17 protein-coding genes are annotated in these 20,401 nt (G+C 55.6%); 4 read left to right on the top strand and 13 right to left on the bottom strand.

Annotated features, from left to right (window positions below; genetic code table 11):
- Position 1: 1 nt before the first annotated feature.
- The 4 genes from HALA3H3_RS10690 to HALA3H3_RS10675 form a co-directional block, all read right to left on the bottom strand.
- On the bottom strand, positions 2-1,036 hold the full coding sequence (locus tag HALA3H3_RS10690; RefSeq protein ID WP_022521552.1) for a putative 2-aminoethylphosphonate ABC transporter substrate-binding protein: 1,035 nt from the start codon (positions 1,034-1,036) through the stop codon (positions 2-4).
- 119 nt (positions 1,037-1,155) lie between these two features.
- Complete coding sequence (locus HALA3H3_RS10685; protein WP_022521551.1) at positions 1,156-1,866, bottom strand: UTRA domain-containing protein; 711 nt, start codon at positions 1,864-1,866, stop codon at positions 1,156-1,158.
- On the bottom strand, positions 1,859-2,584 hold the full coding sequence (locus HALA3H3_RS10680) for an HAD family hydrolase (protein ID WP_022521550.1): 726 nt from the start codon (positions 2,582-2,584) through the stop codon (positions 1,859-1,861). Before HALA3H3_RS10680 ends, HALA3H3_RS10685 begins: the two co-directional genes overlap by 8 nt.
- A gap of 102 nt (positions 2,585-2,686) precedes the next feature.
- Positions 2,687-5,362: a bifunctional diguanylate cyclase/phosphodiesterase gene (locus HALA3H3_RS10675; RefSeq protein WP_022521549.1), complete on the bottom strand. Its 2,676-nt coding sequence runs from the start codon at positions 5,360-5,362 to the stop codon at positions 2,687-2,689.
- 195 nt (positions 5,363-5,557) lie between these two features.
- Here HALA3H3_RS10675 and HALA3H3_RS10670 point away from each other — a divergent pair, with 195 nt between their 5' ends.
- Complete coding sequence (locus tag HALA3H3_RS10670) at positions 5,558-6,640, top strand: HDOD domain-containing protein (protein WP_022521548.1); 1,083 nt, start codon at positions 5,558-5,560, stop codon at positions 6,638-6,640.
- 234 nt (positions 6,641-6,874) lie between these two features.
- On the opposite strand, the gene HALA3H3_RS10665 is transcribed toward HALA3H3_RS10670, so the two are convergent.
- The 4 genes from HALA3H3_RS10665 to HALA3H3_RS10650 form a co-directional block, all read right to left on the bottom strand.
- Positions 6,875-8,179, bottom strand: a complete 1,305-nt coding sequence (locus HALA3H3_RS10665; RefSeq protein WP_009286009.1) for a TRAP transporter large permease — start codon at positions 8,177-8,179, stop codon at positions 6,875-6,877.
- A gap of 113 nt (positions 8,180-8,292) precedes the next feature.
- A complete protein-coding gene (locus HALA3H3_RS10660; protein ID WP_022521547.1) occupies positions 8,293-8,856 on the bottom strand; it encodes a TRAP transporter small permease in 564 nt (187 codons plus the stop codon).
- Positions 8,857-9,023: 167 nt separating this feature from the next.
- Positions 9,024-10,007 carry a TRAP transporter substrate-binding protein gene (locus tag HALA3H3_RS10655; protein WP_027957166.1) on the bottom strand — a complete coding sequence of 328 codons (984 nt, stop codon included), beginning with the start codon at positions 10,005-10,007 and terminating at the stop codon, positions 9,024-9,026.
- 36 nt (positions 10,008-10,043) lie between these two features.
- Positions 10,044-11,027, bottom strand: a complete 984-nt coding sequence (locus HALA3H3_RS10650) for a LysR family transcriptional regulator (protein ID WP_009286012.1) — start codon at positions 11,025-11,027, stop codon at positions 10,044-10,046.
- Between the two features lie 411 nt (positions 11,028-11,438).
- Here HALA3H3_RS10650 and HALA3H3_RS10645 point away from each other — a divergent pair, with 411 nt between their 5' ends.
- The 3 genes from HALA3H3_RS10645 to HALA3H3_RS10635 are packed head-to-tail and all read left to right on the top strand — an operon-like array spanning position 11,439 to position 13,851.
- Positions 11,439-12,191, top strand: a complete 753-nt coding sequence (locus HALA3H3_RS10645) for a 5-oxoprolinase subunit PxpA (RefSeq protein ID WP_022521545.1) — start codon at positions 11,439-11,441, stop codon at positions 12,189-12,191.
- A 5-nt stretch (positions 12,192-12,196) separates the two neighbouring features.
- A complete protein-coding gene (pxpB, locus tag HALA3H3_RS10640) occupies positions 12,197-12,904 on the top strand; it encodes a 5-oxoprolinase subunit PxpB (RefSeq protein ID WP_370657679.1) in 708 nt (235 codons plus the stop codon).
- Positions 12,901-13,851, top strand: a complete 951-nt coding sequence (locus tag HALA3H3_RS10635; protein ID WP_022521543.1) for a 5-oxoprolinase subunit C family protein — start codon at positions 12,901-12,903, stop codon at positions 13,849-13,851. The genes pxpB and HALA3H3_RS10635 overlap by 4 nt, the downstream gene beginning before the upstream one ends.
- A gap of 53 nt (positions 13,852-13,904) precedes the next feature.
- On the opposite strand, the gene HALA3H3_RS10630 is transcribed toward HALA3H3_RS10635, so the two are convergent.
- The 5 genes from HALA3H3_RS10630 to HALA3H3_RS10610 form a co-directional block, all read right to left on the bottom strand.
- Entirely contained in the window at positions 13,905-14,936 is a 1,032-nt protein-coding gene (locus tag HALA3H3_RS10630; RefSeq protein WP_022521542.1) for a M29 family metallopeptidase, read from the bottom strand.
- Between the two features lie 129 nt (positions 14,937-15,065).
- Positions 15,066-16,574, bottom strand: coding sequence for a sodium:solute symporter family protein (locus HALA3H3_RS10625; RefSeq protein WP_022521541.1), 1,509 nt, complete (start codon positions 16,572-16,574; stop codon positions 15,066-15,068).
- Positions 16,567-16,755 (bottom strand): hypothetical protein, encoded by a 189-nt coding sequence (locus tag HALA3H3_RS10620; protein WP_022521540.1) that lies wholly within the window; start codon positions 16,753-16,755, stop codon positions 16,567-16,569. The genes HALA3H3_RS10625 and HALA3H3_RS10620 overlap by 8 nt, the downstream gene beginning before the upstream one ends.
- A 21-nt stretch (positions 16,756-16,776) precedes the next feature.
- A complete protein-coding gene (locus tag HALA3H3_RS10615) occupies positions 16,777-19,788 on the bottom strand; it encodes a c-type cytochrome (protein WP_022521539.1) in 3,012 nt (1,003 codons plus the stop codon).
- Positions 19,781-20,269: a (2Fe-2S)-binding protein gene (locus HALA3H3_RS10610; protein ID WP_022521538.1), complete on the bottom strand. Its 489-nt coding sequence runs from the start codon at positions 20,267-20,269 to the stop codon at positions 19,781-19,783. Before HALA3H3_RS10610 ends, HALA3H3_RS10615 begins: the two co-directional genes overlap by 8 nt.
- Between the last annotated feature and the right edge of the window lie 132 nt (positions 20,270-20,401).

The following is a 20,401-nucleotide window of genomic DNA, read 5'->3' as shown; positions in this document are numbered from 1 at the left end:
CTTATTGCTCGGTTTTACCATCGTAGCGACGCTGCCACTCGGCCAGCACGCGTTCGCGATTGACGGCAGCCCACTGGAAGTCGGCGTCGATCATGCGGTCAGTAATATCGGAGGGGTAGTTTTCAATCGGCTGTGCCACACCTGGGTAGGCAACCACTGCATAGCCTTCGTTATAGAGTTCGTTGGCATCGCGGGAGATTGCCCAATCCATAAGCGTTTGCGCGGCTTCCTGCTTGTCGGTACCAGTCATAATAGCGGCGGCCTCCATATCCCAGCCCAGCCCTTCTTCAGGGAAGATAACTTCAATAGGCGCACCCTGGGACTTCAAGCGCGCACCGCGGAAAGCAAATGACACGCCCACCACGGTTTCACCGGTGGCCGCCAGGCTGCAGGGAGCAGAGCCAGAATGGGTGTAACGGGCAATGTTGTTATGCAGGCGATCCATATAATCCCAGCCCTGATCCTCTTCCCATAGCTGCAGCCAGCTGGCCACATCCAGGTAGCCGGTACCCGACGAGTTGGGGTTAGGCATAATCACATGGCCTTCAAACTCTGGCTGGGTGAGATCTTCCCAAGAGGTCGGCATCGGCACGCCCTGGCGCTCGCCCTCAATGGTGTTGTAGCAAATAGCAGCGACCCAGGCGTCCATACCCACCCAAGCTGGGTCTTCACCATCACGATAGGCCACATCGACAAATTTGGGGTCGAGATTCTCAACGCCAGCGGGAGCGTAGCGCTCCAGCATGCCCTCCTCTTCCAACACCAGCAGGCTGGTAGCGGCCAGGCCCCAGATCACGTCAGCCTGGGGATTGTCTTTCTCGGCCAGCAGGCGGGCGGTAATCACGCCGGTGGAGTCGCGCACCCAGTTAATCTCGATATCCGGGTGCGCCGCGCTGAAGCGTTCGGCGTATTTTTGCAGGTCATCTGACTCAACGGCGGTATACACGGTTAATTCAGTGGCCTGGGCGCTTGAAGCAAGTGCAACGGCTGCGGCACCTGCAAGCAAGGTGGAGGGGAATAAACGGCGTGGCATCATGATGGTGGGCTCCTGGCTAATTGGTATAGACCAGAAGTCTGCAGGCTTTAAATGACACTGCGATGACGCTTGTTTGACCGTTTTTTTAACTGATGATGACCACGACTAGGTCGTTTCCGCTAGCGCTGACCGGATAGCTCCACACTGATACACAGCGAATCGTGCAGCCAGTGCTCTTCATCAAACTCAATAGGGCGCTGCTGGTCGTCTAAAATGGCACGGTTAATATTTAACCCGGCAGTGCCGGGCGCAACGAATAGCTCTTCGGCATCCATTGGCGAAAGCGCTTCTGAGACCATGCGAATAGAGCGATTGGCCAGGTAGTGCCCCCAGCGCTCGCGCAACAGCCCCCAAAGCGATTGCCCACTATAGATATCTAGCAACTCTGGGGCACGCTCGGGCACCACCCACAGCGACTCCACCAGCACCGCGCGGTCATCCACGTAGCGGCGGCGGCGAATATGCTGAAACGGCTGGTCATCCGGCAGATTCAGTGCCCGCGCGGCAGGCAGATGGGCACGGGTTTCCAGCTTCAATACTGCCGTACGTGGCTGCCGCCCCTGTGCACGTACATAGTCGTTAAAGCCCGCGTCACGGGTGGGGTCGTAAACTAAACGGGCGGGGGAAATAAACCAGCCGCGCCGGTTGCTGCGGTGGATTAAGCCCTCCATTTCCAACTGTGAAAGCGCTTGGCGCAGGGTCACACGAGTGGTGGCAAAGCGCTCGGCCAATGACCGCTCTGCAGGGAGCTTTCCTTCCCACAAGGCAGCATTTTGGTCGATCAAGGTACGAAGCTGTTCGGTTAACTTTAGATAGTAGGCATCAGACATGCGCCGATTTTCCTGGCAGAGCATTAGGTGACGAAGCGCTTGAGGGCGCCCGCCAGTCTAATCGCCGCCAACCTTCAACGCTAGCCACCTCAGCGAGTACTGGATCGGGATTGACCGCTACAGGGCAATCCACGTACTGCAACAGCGGGAGGTCGTTGCGGGAGTCTGAGTAGAAAGTAGTGTGGCTAGGGGTGAACTGCTGCTCGGCCAACCACTGTTTTAAGCGCAGCACCTTACCGCCACGATAAGAAAAAATACCCTCGCTGCCGCCGGTATAGCGCGCGTCTTCATTGATGCCGTGCTCCACGCTTAGCTCTACCGCCAGCACGTGTTCAATACCCAGAGTGGTCGCTATCGGCTCGACCAGATGCCGTGACGAGGCGGAAATCAGTACCAGGGTATCGCCTGCCTGGCGGTGCGCTTCCAGACAGGCCCAAGCTTGTTCAAAAATACGCGGTTGCAGGTGCGTGGCAACAAAGCGCTCGACCTCTTTTTGCACATCTCTCACTCTGCGCCCTCGCAGCGGTGCTAGGGTCATGGCCAAATACTCTTCAAGCTTTAGCTTCCCCGCGTGATAGGCCTGGTGCATTTTCTCCGCCCGCGCCATAAACGCTTCGGCATCGCTGATCCAGCCTTGCTCTATCATCCATAAATTCCAGCGGTCGCTGCAGTCTCCGTCCAGGAGGGTGTCGTCAAGATCAAACAGGGCCAGGCGCATGGGAGCACTCCTTTCATCGCGGGTTGGCGGCGCGTAGGGTATGCCAAAGGTGATGACAGGACGATGACGCTAATAGAAGACGACGCTGAGCAAACTAGAAGACTAAGTAGTTAACCACTGCGTCGCAAACTCATCGGCAGGCAGCGGGCGGCCAAACCAGTACCCTTGTGCCTCATTGCAACCCATTGCGGCAAGCAGATTCGCTTGGTCGCGCGTTTCAACGCCTTCCGCCACGGTTTTCATCTCTAGCGCTTTTGCCATGGCGATGATGGCCTGAACAATGGTGCGGTCATTTTTGTTTTCGAGCATTTCACGCACAAAGGAAATATCAATTTTCAGTGCGTCGGCAGCGAAGCGCCGTAGGTAGGAAAGCGAAGAATAGCCGGTGCCGAAATCATCGATAGAGAGAGCATAGCCCGCTTGTCGCATGGCGTGGGTGATCTCAACGGCCTGATCTGGGTCGCGCATAAAATCACTTTCAGTGAGCTCCAGGGCGATAGCGCTCGACGAAACGCCGGCGGTGAGTTGCGCAATGTGGTGGGTAAGCTCAGGATCGGCAAACTGTTGGGCGGAAATATTGATCGATAGCCTCCCTGGCAGCCCACCCTCAGGCTGTTCACGCCATGCCAGTAGCTGCCTTGCGGACTCTTCCAGCACCCAGTCTCCCAAGGCACGAATCAAACCGCGCTCTTCAGCCAGGGGAATAAACTCGCCGGGGCTCACCCAGCCCCACTCGGCATCGTGCCAGCGGCACAGGGCTTCTGCACCGGTCAACTGACCACTGGTAAGGTTCACCTGGGGCTGAAAGTAGAGTTCTAACTTGTGTTCAGTAATTGCCGCGCTGAGTCGCTCGGTCATCTGTTGGCGTCGATGTAGCGCGTGGCGCATCGTTTGGGAATAGGGGCAGATACTATTTTCGCGCCGCTTGGCGTGGTGGAGAGCAATGCTGGCAGCGTTAAATAGTTCGCCCGCCTCGCTCACATGCTGCGGATAATGAGCAAAACCGATGCTGACATCGAGGTGAAAGACACGCCGCTCCAGATGAAGCGGCGGCTTAACCACTAAGCGTAGCTGCTCCACAAGGCTGCCAATGTCACGAGGGGTGGTATCGGCCACCAGCAGGGCAAATTCATCCCCTGACAAACGCGCCAACGAGCCGTATGAGTGGCTGATCTTCGCTAAACGATCAGCCACTGTCACCAGCAGTTGATCGCCCACTTGGTGACCGTGCAGATCGTTGACCTCTTTAAAACGGCGGATATCCAATAACAGCAGTGAAAGCCCATGCTCGCCTTGCTGGGCTTCTTGCCACATTTGCGCTAGCAACTCCATAAAACGGACGCGGTTAGGTAAACCGGTGGTACTGTCGGTATAGGCTAACTGGTGCATGTGCCGATGGTCGCGCCGACGCTCAAGCTCTGCTGCAGCACCGGTCGAAAGAATTTGCAGCACAGAGGTGGCGAACGCATTGGTGGTCAGCGGCTGTCGATAAAATACCATCATCACGCCAATGGCCTCGCCGTTGGCATTATCCAAACGCCGCCCAATCCATGCTCTTGTGGGTAGCAGTGTGCCTGGTAATAACAGCGGCGAACCATCATGCATGACTGCTTCACGCTCCAACACTACCTGCTCGCTGGGCGAGCCTCGCAGCGCAAAGGTGTGCTGTTCTCGCTGAGCCCCATCAACCACCATGCTGACAGTCGTCGCCTGCCCATAGACATTTTCATCGCCCTGGGGTGAAGTATGCAGCAACGCAATAAAGCCTGCATCGGCTTCCAGCACCTTGACCAAGGTCACAATCAACTGCTGAAAATAACCATCCCCGACTTGGGTCGTGACCGTAGAAGCCACTTGAACCACGGCGTTTTGCACCCGCTGCGATTCTTGCTGGTCGGTCACATCCGAGATAAACCCTTCCAAGCATACGATTTCGCCCGCCTCATCCATGACGGCCTGGCCTTGCTCCCACATCCACCGATAACCACCGTCGCGATGGCGCAGCTGGTAGATCACACGGTAAGGGCATCTGTTGGCAATGGCCGACTGTACCTCATGGAAGACCTTGTCCTGGTCATCAGGATGAATCAGGGCAGCAAAACTGATCAGCCGATTACCCTGTAATTCGTCAGGCCGGTACCCGGTCAGCGTTTCGGCCCCTTGGCTCACCAGTTGCATAGTCCAATTGCGGTCATTCAGGCAGCGATAGGCCATGCCCGGCAGATGGTTGAGCAGCGTATCCAAACGGCGTTCACTTTCCCGCGCGACCTCTTCGCTCTTTCTTAATGCCTGCTCTGCTTTTTGTCGGCACAGCTCTGCACCCGCCTGGGCGGCGGCGATTTGCAATATCTCATTGGCTAGATCGTCCAACTGCATGGGGGCGTTTTTGAGTACCGCTAACAAACCAACTAGCGAACCATCCGCCGCATAGAGCGCCCGCCCCAAATAACTCTCGGCACCCAGTTCACAAAGCAGTTTATCGTCAGGAAAGCGTGACTGAACATCATGGTCATAAAGGCAGGTTTCGCGTCCTAACACAGTCTCGCAAGGGGTACCGGTCAGCGTGTAAGTAACATTGCTCAGCAAGTTGCCATTTGACCAAACGGCCAACGTCTCAGCCCGATGCAATTGAGTTACATCGGCGACTAACACATGATCAACGCCTAGTATCGTCGCTAAACGTTCAACCAACGTTGCATAAAAACGCGGGCTCCCACTGTGCCCTACGCCTTCTGCCAATTGGCGGAATATATCGGCCGCGTCGTTCTTTGTGTGCATTGTTGCACTCACTTTTTTAATTCTGAAGCGGCTTGGACGCCTGCCACTAACCTCATAAAGTATATATAGCGGCCTACAAAGCACAAACCGCTCTTTTCCAACTATAACAACGTCAACAGTAGCTGGATATATGGTAAAATTAGGTATCGCCTCATAATGGCTGGCGGCTACGCTACAAAGTGCGCAGGAGATAACGTGACTAATACATCGACCAAGGATGAAGCACTGTATGGAATGCTAACTGAAGCACTGCCTGGTTTTCTGATCAGCGATTTCCTCAAGTGCCAACGCTTACCTTCGCTTCCCTCAGTCGCATTACGCATCCTCAGATTAACGCAATCGTCAAAAGCGACTATCAACGATGTTGCCGACACCATTGAACACGATCCAGCGTTGACCACTCGGTTAATATCTCTCGCCAATAGCGTCCACCACACCCGCTCCGCCAATCCGACACAAACATGCCTGGAGGCTATCCAGCGGCTAGGACTAGATGCAACGTTAACGGTCGTGTTGAGCTTTAACCTTTTTCAGCACCCCAGTAAAGGGCCGCAGCATACTCATATTTGGCGACGGTCTATCATGTCTGCGCTGATAGCGCGCCAACTTGCTGAACAAGCGTGCCCTAAACAGGCAGGTAATGCGTTTACAGCAGCGCTGCTACAGGATATTGGCATATTGGCACTGAGTGCGACTTACCCCGAGCAAGCAGACGAACTCTATAGTGATAGTGCTATCTCCCATACCCAGCTTATTGCGGAGGAGCAGCGTTACTTTGGTGGTGACCACACCGTTATTGGGGCATGGCTGGCAGCCAAATGGGGGCTCCCATCGGCGATGGTCAACACCATACGTTTTAGTCACGCCTGCTATCAAAGCGATAGTTTAATGGATATGTGTGTTCGTCTATCCGGCCCCACGGCGGATGCCTGCCTATCAAAAGCTCCTGAAGAACAGCTGGCCGCCCTGATAGCCGATATAAGCACGAAAGCGGATGTGCCCTCTCTCTCATTTAAAAGCGTTCTACAAGAAGTTCAGCCCAAAATGGAGTTGATCGCTAAAACGCTGATGATTGACACCCCCGCGGCTATTGATCCCAAAGAGCTGCTTGAAAATGCTCAGCAGCTCTTGCTAAATCATACGCTTATACTCAATAGCCGTAGAGAAGCCCAACACGAAGCATTAACGATGTTGCGTAAAGGGTACAGCGACCCGGATGGATTCAACAAAAACATTGCTTTCAAAAAACTTAACCCCCAATCCCGCGCTAAATCTTAAACCTCTGGCCAGAACATGCATGCCAGCAGGCGTTCCGGCCAGAGCGTTTTTTCTAGGAGACCTCTGATTAACTATTGCGCTTGCCCATACGGCGTTAAAAATCGCCTCAAAATGCTCATTTACACCCACGTAAACTCCGCTTTTTCGTTGATTTTTGCCTTGTCTGGCCTGCGCTCATTACGTTAATCAGAGGCTCCCTAGTTCATGCTTAACCGTCTTTCTTTTATAAGCACCTCACCGAGTCATTGCCTCAGGTAGATAGAGAGCGATACCCGGAAAGATGTGCATTAAGGCAATCGCCAACAGCATGAGAAGAAAGAACGGCAACGTGGCTTTGGTAATGGTCAGAATATCTTTACCGGTTAGCCCCTGAATCACGAACAGGTTGAAGCCCACCGGTGGGGTAATCTGGGACATCTCGACCACCACGACCAGATAAATACCGAACCAGATCAGGTCGAACCCAGCGGCGCTCACCAGCGGCATGATAATCGCGGTGACTAGCAGGATCAGCGAGATACCGTCGAGAAAACAGCCCATCACCAGCAGCAGCAAGGTAAGCGCAATCAGCAGCATGGTAGGTGAAAGCCCCATCTCACCAATCGCCTGCGCCAGCTTCATGGGCACCTGGGTAAAGCCCATGGCCGAGGTTAAAAACGACGCACCGGCAATAATAAAGGCGATCATGCAAGCAGTACGCACGGCGGCAAACAGCGAGCTTTTAAAAATGTCGCGATCAAAGTGACCGTTAAAGCGCGCAATCACGATTGACAATACCACACCGACTGCCGCGGCCTCAGTAGGCGACGCTAACCCGCCATAGATCGAAAAGATAATCCCGCCGATCAACAGCAGAATAGGTACCAGCGACCAGGTATTGCGCAGCTTTTCAGCAAAGCTCATACCGGATTCATCTTCGCCGGTCAGCCCTTCACGGTTGCCCTTGAGCAACGCCCACAAAATGAGGTAGCTCATAAACATGGCCAGGATCATCAGTCCCGGGCCAATACCGGCCATAAACAGCCTGGAGATCGACTGTTCGGTGACCACACCGTAAACGATGAGCACAATGGAGGGTGGAATCAAAAGTCCCAAAGTGGAGGCGCTGGCCAAGGTGCCAATCGCCATATTGCTGTCGTAACCCCGCCGCTCGAGCTCTGGCAGGGTCATTTTGCCCACCGTGGCACAGGTGGCCGCCGAAGAGCCGCACACCGCTGCAAACATGCCGCTGCCAATAATATTGGTATGCAGTAAACGTCCCGGCAGTCGGTTCAGCCAGGGCGACAGGCCACGAAACATATTGTCCGCAAGCCCGGAGCGAAACAGAATTTCCCCCATCCAGATAAACATAGGCAGCGCGGTGAGATCCCAACCGTAGCTGGCGCCCCAAAAATCGGAGGCTAAAATAGCGCCTGGCGAGAAAGAGCTGAAGAACTCTAGCGCTATCCAGGCAGTGCCGATTAGCGCAAAGGCAATCCACACCCCGCTCCCTAGCAGAACCACGAGGGTGAAAATGGTGGCGAGACTTAGTAGCAGCACAAGGATCTCTCCAATTTAAAAGGCAGAAGCAGTGTTAACAGTGGCCCCGTTAACCGCTGCGTACTCAACACAACAGGCGACGTACTCAACCAAGACATAGCTATCGTCACCATTTAGTGGCCCTCGCTTTCATCTGGGGCAGACGCTTCACGAAAACTCGCAGGATCGCGAATGGCAATCCGTAGCGCCATAAACAGGGCTTCAGCCAGCGCCAAACAGAGCAGTCCTACGCTGGTCGCGAGCACAAGCTGGGGGATCCAGAGCGGAATCGACACAAAGCCTGAAGAGACATCGTTGTATTGCACGCTCTCCCTCGCCAACCCAATGAGGCCGTAACTGAGCATTAGGCTGATCGCCAGGGCGATGATGAGGCAAAACACTTCAAACCACACACGAATTGCCGATGGTAGCCGGGTAATCAACAGCGTCACGCGAATATGGGCGTGATGCACAAAGGTGTAGGCCAACCCCAGAAAGGTCGCCCCCACCAATAGATAAGAAGCGATTTCCGAAACGCCGGTAATACTCATGCCCAGGCGGCTCAGTCCCACGAGCACCAGCAGGGCATCTACCAGGCGGAAGGTCACCTGAAGCGCTATCAGCGTGCAAATGGCAACCATGCAGGCCGCCGCACCCCAAGCACCCAGGCGATAGAGCTTGTCGAATTTAAACGTCATGTTCGCAGCCTCACGAAGCACGCGGGAAACGTACTTATAAAACGTACTTAGGAAAAGCGCGTAGCAAAAGCAGGGGCAGCGCCAAAATCACCGCCCCTGCGGAAACCATCACGATAGAGCCTAGTTAAAAAGTACTTAGCTTAAACCGTGTTTAGGCTAAATAGCGCTTAGCTGTCGCGCTGCTCGCGATAGGATTCCAGCGCCTGTTTGGCTTCGTCGTCAGCACGGGACTGCCAATCTTCAAACAGTTTGTCACCGGCTGCCTGGAGTGCCTCTGAAACGGCTTCGTTAGGCTCTGAAACAGAGATACCGTTCTCTTGCAGAGCTTCTAAGCTCGCCTGATTATCTTCGCGGCTCATCTCCCAACCACGTTTTTCAGCCTCAGCGGCGGCTTCCATCAGAGCGTCCTGAGTCGCTTCATCCAGGCCATCAAAACTACGTTGGCTAATGAAGACGATATTTTTTGGCAGCCACAGGTTAGCGTCGGTGTAATCAGTCACGTAATCCCACGCTGCCATGGAGTTACCGGTAGAGCTTGAGGTGATCATGGCATCCACACGGCCAGTGCTAAACGCAGTGGGTATATCAGACTCTTCGGTTTCGGTGGGGCTACCGCCCAGATTATCGACAAAGCGCTGGGTATTGATGTTAGGTGCACGAACGCGCAAGCCTTCAAACTGCTCAGGGTCAGTAAGAGGTTCAGAGGTATAGATACCTTGCGCAGGCCAAGCGACGGCGTAGAGCGGAATCAACCCTTCATAGGCAAACAGCTCTGTGATCATCGGCTTGGTGGCTTCCCACAGCGCGTAGGCGTCGTCATAGCTGCCGGCCACACCAGGCAGTGTATCCACTTCGAAAATGGGATCATCGTTGGAAAGAACGGAGAGGAATACTTCACCCGCATCAATGGTGCCACGGCGAACCGACGGCTTGATTTCACCATGCGATACCAACGAGCCGCCGCTATGTACGGTAATGGTTAACTCGCCATCGGTAGCTTCGGCCACGTCCTCAGCGAACTGCTTGTTGTTTTGGGTATGAAAGCTGGCATCACCGTAAGGCGTGGCCATGGTCCATTCCGCGGCATGAGCCGTCACCGTTAAACCGCAGGCGGTCGCCAGGAGCAATGAAGTCGTTATTGTCTTGCGCATCATAAGAACCCTCTTATTTCTATTAATAGTATGGTGCTAATAGTGTGTTGCTTCGGTGGTACCAGAGGAGGCACTGGCAGTAACCCAGCGCCCGGAGAAAAGTGTTGTTGTCATATCGGCACGGCGCGCCTGAGCATAGCTGCAGGCACACTGCTGAGCCAATCGGGCAACGCCACGACAAAAGCGCGGGTGGTTAGCGTTGCGCCATATCACATCATAGTGCATGGCCGGTAACGGCACCGGTAGCGAGAGACGGTAGAGCTCCCCTCGCTGCCACTCATCCAGCACAGTGGCGACAGGCAGCGCGCCAATCCCCAACCCTTCGGTGGTCATGCGTACAATGGTCATTAGTGTGCTGACGCTATGGATACGAGGATTAGCGATTCCCTGCTCTGCCAAATAACTCACTAACTCTGCATAGGGACGAGCCTGCTTACCAAATGAAATAAACGGCAACTGCTTGCCCCAAGTGTCGGCACTTTCGCCCAGTTGCTTGACGTGCCGCGGAGAGACAAACATGCCCATTTCATAAGGGCTCAAGGACTCGTACTCGATCTGCTTTTGCGGTGAATAGCCATTCATCGCCAATACAATATCCAGTTCGTTGCCCAGTAGCCGCTCATTGAGCACCGGCGAGTAATCGACCGTCAGTTCAATGGTCAAACGCGGATACCGCTCGGTTAAACGGCGCATAAATTCGGGAAACCAGCTATGGGCGATGGTTTCAATCGTGCCGAGCCGCAATGGTGCAGAAAACGCCTCTTCGTCATCGAAAAGCTTCATCGCTTCATCACGCTGGTGCAGCATCCGCTCAGCGTGCACAAAGAACTCGCGGCCCCGCATAGTAGGCTGAATAGGCCTGGCGGCACGCTCCAGCAGCAACTCTCCTACCGTGGTTTCCAAGCGTGAAATACGCTCAGAAACAGAGGGCTGAGTAAGGTGCAGGCGGGTCGCCGCCTTACGGAAGGAGCCGAGCCTCACTGCCCATACGAACGCCTCAAGTTCTTTAAAATCGAGCATAGTGACTCGCCTACAAATATGACTTACTGGAGTAAAAACACTGCTGTGCTGATACGCAAAGAGACCGGCGGAGTGCTACGGCTCATGACGACCTGATAGCTACGCAACTTGACCACCACTACGCAACTTGACCACCACTACGCAACTTCAAGACCACTATGCAACTTTAAGGCCACTCCCAGCAGCGCTATCTCACCAACGTTATTATCACGCCCCGCTCCTAATGTGATAAGCGTATCGTGCCCAAGCGTCAACCCTTTTTCCAATAAATAACAATATGATAGAAGCGTCCGATAGTTAGTATCGTCAAAAACGATTGGCACTGGGCAAGCCATGTTCATATATTGGTGGTGGACTACAATTCAGCGCTAACCAATCAAGCGCACCCACTGCATCGACATAGGAGTCGCTATGGCCATCCCCCTGCTTAATTGCGATATGGGCGAAAGTTTCGGCAACTGGCACCTCGGCCTGGATGCCGATGCGATGCCTTTCGTCGACTGCGCCAACATCGCCTGCGGCTTCCATGCCTCCGACCCCCATGTCATGCGCCGCACCGTCAAACTAGCGGTTCAAAATGGCGTCCGCGTTGGCGCGCACCCGGGTTACCCGGATTTGATGGGCTTTGGCCGCCGCTCAATGGCCTGCTCGCCGGAAGAAGCGGAAGATATGGTGCTCTACCAAGTGGGGGCTTTGGCGGGCATCTGCCAAGCGGAAGGCACCCAACTGAGCTATATCAAACCTCATGGTGCGCTGTACAACGATATGGCCGCCAACTCGGCGCTGCTCGAAGGCGTCATGCGCGCAGTACGTGCTTATGATGCCAGCCTGCCGTTAATGATTATGTCCACCGCCGACCCCGAACCACATCGCGAGCTGGCCGCCCAAATAGGCATTACCCTCTGGTTCGAGACCTTTGCCGACCGCGCTTATGACGGTAACGGCCACTTGGCCTCACGACGGCTGCCTAACGCTGTGCACCACGACCAAAACACTATCGTCAATCAAGCGGTAATGCTGGCCAAAGGCGAGCCGCTCACCGCGCTTGATGGAACACCGCTGCACCTAGCCTGCGATACGCTCTGCGTTCACGGCGATAACCCCGAGTCAGTGGCCGCCGTGCGCGCTATTCGCGAGGCCTTTCAGGCGCTGGAGCAGGCGTGAAACCCATTAGTGAAAGAAGAGTTGAAACTGCCGCGATGGACGCCCTGATGGTGCGATTGTTCGACACCATCGATGAGGCCAATATGGCCTGGGTCATCGCTGCCGACCAAAAGTTGCGTAGCACCTTTGGTTCAGCGTTAATTGATCTAGTGCCCTCTTACACCACGCTGTTGCTGCATTACGACTGCCAGCAGTTAACCCATAGCGAGGCGATTCAACTTATTCACAAGGCGCTTTCTGGTCTTACCCCTGTGGATACTCAAGCCGGTGAGCTGCACGATATCCCGGTGTGGTACGACGAAAGCGTGGGCCCCGAGTTACCACTGGTCGCCAAACGCGCTGGTTTGAGCGTCGACGAGCTTATCGAGCAGCACTGCAACCACGATTACTGCGTATTTGCGTTGGGGTTTGCCCCCGGTTACGGCTTTATGGGCTTGGTAGACGAATCTCTCGCTACGCCGCGCTTGAAAACGCCGCGCCGCAAAGTCGCCGCAGGTAGCGTGGGCATTGCTGATCGCCAAACCGCGATTTATCCGCTGCTTTCGCCGGGCGGCTGGAATATTCTGGGCCGCACCAACGTGCCGCTATTCGAGCACGCCAAACGTGGCGAGCCACTGTTTCGCCCCGGCGACAAGGTGCGCTTTAGAGCGATCTCCCGGGAAGAGTTTGAAGCAGATGGTGGCGATACCACGCCCATGGAGGAGCGCCCATGAGTCACGCTGCCATGAATGAAACACAAAAGGGGCTAGTGGTTAAACAGGCGGGACCGCTGGCGCTTATCCAAGATGCCGGGCGGTTTGGCGTCGGCCACTTAGGCGTTACTCAGGGTGGCGCTGCCGACTGGATCTCGTTTCGCTGGGCCAATTGGTTGCTGGGCAACGCTTTAAACAGCGCTGCGCTGGAAATCGTCATGGGCGGCGGCTTGAGCTTTGAAACCGAACACGAGGTGCGCCTGGCGTTGACCGGCGCCGATCTAGACGCCCAGTTGGATGGCAAACCGCTTGCACCCAATACCAGTTTCAAGCTACTGCCGGGCCAGCGCCTGGTATTTCGCCAACCGCGCCAGGGTTTGCGCGCCTATCTCGCCTTTCCCGGCGGGCTAAATGCGCCAGAAGTGCTGGGCAGCCGCGCCTGCACTGCCCGCGAGCAATTGGGGGGCTTACATGAAGATGGCAAACCGATAAACGTGGGCGACCGGTTAACCTGGAAAGGCACCGCTCCGGCAGTGCGGCGCATTCCTGAAAGCCAGGGCCCGCGCATGCCTGCGTCTGGCTGCCGCTTACCCATCGTGCTCGGCTCGCAAATTGCCTCCTTCAGTGGCCATGCACTTTTCCAGGCGTTCAACCAACCCTGGACAGTGGATAATCGCGCCGACCGGATGGGCGTACGCCTCACCGGCCCAGCCCTACACGGCTCACTCAAGGGCATTATTTCCGAAGGCATTCCGCTGGGAGCAGTTCAAGTACCGCCGGACGGCCAGCCAATCGTGCTGATGAATGACCGCCAGACAATCGGCGGCTACCCGCGCCTAGGCGCCCTCACCCCCGTCGCCTGCGCTACGCTGGCCCAGTGTTTGCCCGGCACCCAGGTTTGGTTAACCCCTGCCAGCGCCAGCCAAGCGCAAGATGATTATCGACATCAGCTAACGGTTTGGCACTAAAGTAAAAAAGCCCCGAACCAGGGGCTTTATCAGTATCTCTTGTCTCAAGCGCGCTAGCTTCTAGCCATTTGCAGTTCCTTAACGACGATATCGCCATCAATGACGATGGGCTCATCGTCCAGGAAGAGCGAGCAGTTGCGCATGGGAATATCCAGATGGCAGGCAGTATCGTTAGACCCGCCCAGCTCGCTGTTCGGGCCGGTGGAGAACATCACGTTGCCATAGAAGCTGCGTGGTTCCATCCCCATGCCACCCGGGAACTCCCCCGGCACCATGCGGTGCCATTTGGCATTAGGGTTCATGCCCCAGCCTACGTGGCTCATGCCCATGCCGCGCGGGTCGTTAAAGCTATCCATATAGGATTTCACTAGCTCCGCATCGAGCCCACCACGTATATCGGTAATCCAGCCCTTTTCAATGGTGTAGGTAATAGGCTCTCGAACATACATGTTTTGGGGAAGCAGAATATCGCCCGGCGCCACCACAATGGTGCCATCAACGCCATCGTCATCACCGCCGGTAAACACAAAGCCAGAGGGCCAGTGATCCCAACGCCCCGGTTCGTCGGTACAGGCATACTCAGCAACCGTCTCATAAGTATTCAGTTGGTAGGTGACATCCGTGCCGTGGGGCGAGGTGATGCGCATCACTTTGGCTTTTTCCAGCAGCGCGGCGGCCAGTTCGACCTTTTCCCTTAGCTCTTTGGTGGGCAACATTCTGGCCAGCAGTTCTGGCGGTTCAACCGCCGTCAATATACGCGTACCCGCGGCTTGGATCGCCATTTGTTCGGGAGAGAACAGCAGGAAAATACAATCGATCAACATGTCGCAGTTTTTAAGCGCTTCCACCGCATCGGGCATGCTAGCAAGCCCCGTTGCTCCCACGGCCCAGCCGCCGGTAGGTAACGGCGCGGGTAACCGCATGTGGTACATATTGGCGCCTAAACGCTGCCCCGCCGCCATAAAGGCATCCGCATAATCAAGGCGTTCGCTGCCCTGGGTCAGTACGACGAGTTTTTCGCCTTCATGTACGCCGGACATTTTTAGCTGATGGAGGCAAATTTCGGCAAAGCTTGCGTGATCCATAAAGTCTCCTAACTCCCCAGGCGAAAGCACAGCTGTAACGTACCGGGAAGTGTTAGCTGAGAGCGCTCGTGCTCGCCTTTGGGCACACCAAGCGCTCTATGGTGTTATCGGGTCAAAGCTGAACGTCAATTAGGCAGCCGCCTCTTTCGTCGCTTGATCGGTGGTAGTACTGCGCTTTTTGCTCAGCTCTTCAGAGATAGCCGCAAAGAAAGCATCCGTGGTGGCTTGATGAGGCTTGGTGGCTAAACTAACGCCAACAAACAGCACACTAGCGACCACAATGCCCCATACACCGGCGGGCAGGCCCAGCAGTGAATTACCAGTGGCATACATCAGCAGTACAAAGGCGCTGGTGCCCACCACGCTTACCAGTGCACCGACGCCAGTACCGCGCTTCCAATAGAAGGCACCGATAAGGGCGGGCACCATGGCTACCAGACCAGAGGAAGCAGCCACCGACAGCACCGCAATAAGGTCAAGCTGCAGCTCGGCAAAGGCCAGCGCCATCAGTGCGATCACCGGCACCACGAACTTGCCCACCAGCAGTTGGCGCTTTTCACTGACGTTCGGTTTAACGTTCGCATAGACGTCGCGGGAGACCATGGACGCCAGGGTCAGCATGATCGAATCGATGGTGGAGACGGCGGCGGCCATGATGCCGATCATTACGATCACCCCTAATACTGGCGGAACAAACTCCGAGGCCAGCAGCGTGGGCGTGGCTAAATCTGCACTTGCAAGACTTGGGAAAGCGGCTAAGGCAGAGAAACCCCACAGTACGGAGACCATGGTGTAGATAAAACCAAACACCAGAAAGCCAATCAGCATGTGGCGCATGGAGCGCAGCGAGGAGGGCATAAACAGGCGTTGACTGACCTGTGGGTTGGAGATACTAAAGAAGAACCAGGGAATGGTGAGCCCCAGGAAAGTGACAAAGCTGAACAGGCCAGGGCCAGGCACCGTGAGTGACTGCGGATGTTCCGTTGCCAGCGTATCGAATAGTGCGCCGAAACCACCCAAGCCCTGGATCACCAGGAAGGCCACCAGGGTTGAGGCAACAATCATCATGATGGCCTGGAGCGAGTCGGTCCACATCACCGAACGAATCCCCGCGATATAGGAGAAGAAGATAGCGATCACCGTGGCCAGCACCACCCCGGTAGTAAAGGTAATCGCGCCATCAGTAATCCCCTGCAACAGGTAACCGACACCCGCGAGCTGAACGGCCGAGTAGGGAATCAGGAAGATACAACTGGCAATCGAGACAGCCATGGCCACATGTTTGCTGTTGTAGCGGTGGCCCAACATCTCGCTGGGCGTCACATAGCCGAACTTCTTGCCGACTGCCCAGAATTTAGGCCCGAAAACAGCCACCAGAGAGACACCGGCGAAATAGATGATTTCAAAACCGAGCGCGCCAACGCCGCCGGCATAGGTAAGACCTGCCAAGCCCACCATCATAAAGGCACTGTAGGTAGTGGCACTGTAGCTCAGCGCCGAGACAAAGCCGTTCATTTGTCGGTTACCCAGGAAGTATCCCGACATACTTTCGGAAGGGCCTTGGCGAGACATAATCGCAATGCCAATAGCGATTAATAAGTAGATGGCAATGGACCACCAGATAAGTGACTCAGTCATTGCTGTGCTCCTCAAAATCTTTAGTGATAAACACATTCAGCGCAATGATGGCCAACCCTGCCAACATCCAGAACAGGAAGCTGCCGTACCAAAGCGCGACACCGCTCAAGAGGGTATAAGGCACCAGGTAGCTCAGCAGGACCACTGCCCATACTAGCCATATCCATTTACTGCGTTTCATAATCCACCTCGTTTTATTACGTCAGGGAGAAGAGTGAGTGTTGTTGTGGTGAGGCTGGCGTATATCTGCGATACGTTGTTTTACTTTTTGCCAAGGCGCTTTCTCTGGGGCAAAACGCGCTCGGAGATAGGTCGTCAAATCAGCGACCTGGGTATTACTAAAGCTGTCGGCAAAGCCGGGCATGCTACCAATACCGGGAATGTGTTCGGCGTGGACACCCCCCAAAATTGACTGAATAACGTTATCGGGATGATCGCTGTGTAAATTGGTATTCAGCGCCAGATTAGTGCCCGCCCTCGAAAAGGTAGGAACGCCAGAATCGACATGGCACGCCGCACAGGCGCCCTCGAAGAGCCGCTCCCCTGCCTCCATTTCTGTTGAGCTAACGGCTGCACTGGTCACGCGCTGCGTAGCTTCCGCCACAGCCGCATCGCTATTACTTGTGGGCGCCTGCATCTGGGCGGCCACATAGTGAGCAATAGCCCGCACATCGTATTCAGGCAGCTCAGCCAGCCCCGCTACCACCGGGGCCATAGGGCCAGAGGCAACGCCGTGAAGCTCAGATTCACCGTGGCGCAGATAGTCGTAAAGCGATGTTTCACTCCACGGGATGGGCGCACGCGACAGCGTATTAAGCGGTGGTGCTTCCCAACCATCTACAAAGGCACCGGCAAAGTACGCCTCGCCGCTTTTCTCAGCGCCCATGGCATTGCGGGGACTATGGCAAGCGCTGCAGTGGCCCAACCCTTCGGCAAGGTAGGCTCCCCGGTTATACAGTTCGCTCTGCATGGGGTCAGGCTGGAAAGGAGTTGCGTCGTGATAAAGCGTATTCCAGCCTGCCATTAAGCTACGCACACTGAAGGGGAAAGTGAGCGCATTGGCTTTTTTTTCAGTCGACACGGGGGGCTGAGCCATTAAGTAGGCGTAAAGCGCCTGTAAATCGGCATCACTGGTCTTGGCAAACGCCGTATAGGGGAACGCGGGATACAGGTGGCTGCCATCACGGCTAATGCCGTGGCGCATGGCGCGCTCAAAGGCTGCGTAAGACCACTGACCAATCCCCGTCGCCTCATCCGGCGTAATGTTCGTGCTGTAGAGCGTCCCGAAAGGTGTCTCAAACCCACGCCCACCGGCATTGGTCACGCCACCTTCTGTGGTATGACACGCCGCGCAGTCGCCTGCAGCCGCAACGAGTCGCCCGCGCTCAATGGTCTCGGCAGAATAGAGATTGGCGGCTGGCCGAGAGACAGGCGCAATGGCCCCTTTCCACGGCCATGCCATGGCCGCAGTGCCCGCAATGGTGGTAAACGCTGCGGCGGCTAACCAGCGCCGTTTCGTTGACCGCGGCGGTTTCAATTTAGATGGGCTCCCTGCCTCCTCGGTGGACGAAGCTTCGAGTGCCTGGCGCACGCGATTGGCGGTAAACGGTGGTTGGCGAAAACGCAGGCCAGTGGCATCAAAAAGCGCATTGGCTATTACCGCAACACCCGGCGATAGCTCCGCACCGGTTAATACGTCTTCACCGGCGGTTTGATTAACACCTTCCTCAACAGGGCTTGGCGAAGAAGCGGTGGTTGGTAATCCTGCTGAATATTCACTTTTAGTCAGCGTACGACTGCCGTCACCCCACTCGTCGAAACTGGGTGCCTGCCCCAAAAGGGGGCGCGCTTCACCCAAGATCCGGGCCTGTAGCGTTTGCTGAAGGCGATCAGTATCCACATCAGAGCCGACGTCCTGACCAACGACCAAACGGGTAAGCTGAACATCGCCGGTAACGCGATTGACCTCCACATCGGCAATCCAGGCAGAGCGCACTCCCGATTCCACACGTTGTTCGCGGTCAGGTAGTTGGGAGTAGGCAAAACCCCGCCCGCGCAATAGATCCTGGGGTAAAGAGTCCGCTGATGGATTGAACGCCCTTTGCCACTCGGCCCGTTTAGCAACGGACTCAATCAGCTCAATACCACGCGCATCGTCAAGATGTCGAAGTCGCAGCGCGACAGGGTCTTGGTCACTCTCGCGGGCAACCTCATCTAAAAAAGATTCTCGAGCGAACGTCTGCTGTATACCCATCAAGGTGGAATTGGTGGAGAGCGAGTCTGACTGGGAGCGTGCGGCAAGGTATTGGTCACGAAATACATAGGGCGAGAACGGCGTTGTGTCTTGCTCGCCGGCGGAGGCCTCAGCGCTAGACGGTGTTATCGCGGCCCTACCACTCAACAACAACCCTACGGCAGCCACTTCACCAGTGAGATTGGCCTGCTGATAGTGATAACGGGCTATCTCACCACTACTGGCAATATCCGCGTTTAGGCTAATTCGCTGCGCTTGGCCCAATGCCTGAACATCTTTGGTGTAGCGGGCATCAAGCCAGACGGCTACCGGGCCGCCCACCGTCCGCGACATCAACGCCGCATCCACCGCGGCATCGTCACCGCAATGGCGACCCAGCCCTGAGGCCTGATTTGATGCGTGTTTACCATCGGCGCTATAAAGCTCAATCTGGCTAATATTCAGCGCGGTTAACCGGCTTAGATCCTGTTTAAGCGCCGCTGGGGTGACGGTTTGCCCCCATACACTCAATTGTTGGTCGCAACAATCGGCAATTACCCAGCTGGGGTGACTGCCCCAGCGCATGCGACTCGGCCAGCCATACCCATGGTTCGAATGCATGTACGACTGGCCAGGCATAACAAGAGGCGAATCAGAGGGCGCTTGATCGCTTTCAGGCGCTTGTTCGGGCGTCTGGTGAACGGCCTGCCACTCAACCTTCAGTTGTTTAGCGGCATCGGTCGCCAAGGCCAAACTATCGGCAACCACCCCCACAAAATTCCCTTCCACCACGACTTCAATAGATCCAGATAGTGAGGCAATGCGGCTGCTATCGACGCCAACTAAGCGATCACTCTCAAAACGCTCACCATTCCACCGGTAGTAAGGTGGACGCACGACGACACCAAAACGTGCCTTCGCTAGCAGCGCGGGGATGCCGGCCTGTTCTTGCTGACCATGGAGCATCGACCCTTCACTCATGAGAAGCCTCCTGCAACGCGGCCGCGTTAATGACCACGGCACGCTCCGCTGCCTGGAGAATTTCAACATGGGTGCCACATCGGCAGAGGTTATGCTCTAAAGCGGTGCGAATCTGCTGCGTAGAGGGTTGGGTATTATGATTTAGCAGCGCACGAATAGTGATGATCATGCCGTTCAAACAGTAGCCACACTGGGCTGCCTGAGCATCGATAAAGGCTTGTTGTACAGGGTCAAGCTCACCGCCCTGGGAAAGACCATCAAGGGTAGTTACCTCATGGCCAACGGCAGCGGACACGGGCAGCACGCAGGTGCGTGCGGCCATGCCATCAATCAATACGCTGCATGCCCCACACTCGCCCAAACCACAGCCATACTTGGGTCCATTGAGCGCCAGGTCGTTACGCAACACATTGAGCAATGGTGTCTGCGGCGGCACGGCCAGCTCGCGTTCTTGCCCATTGATAGTTAGCTTTAGCGTCATAGGGGATCATCATCGTTATTGTTAAGCCCGCCCTCTTGCTCTGAGTAGGGCTTGGATATGACTTAGATATTACTAATAAATACTGCCTGCCAAACACGCTTCGTAGCACCTTAAACCAGCCTATTTTCATCT

Source organism: Halomonas sp. A3H3 (genome assembly GCF_000982975.1).
GTDB lineage: Bacteria > Pseudomonadota > Gammaproteobacteria > Pseudomonadales > Halomonadaceae > Vreelandella > Vreelandella titanicae.
The sequence above is the reverse complement of the archived record's forward strand: the minus strand, read 5'-3'. Positions and strand labels throughout refer to the sequence as shown.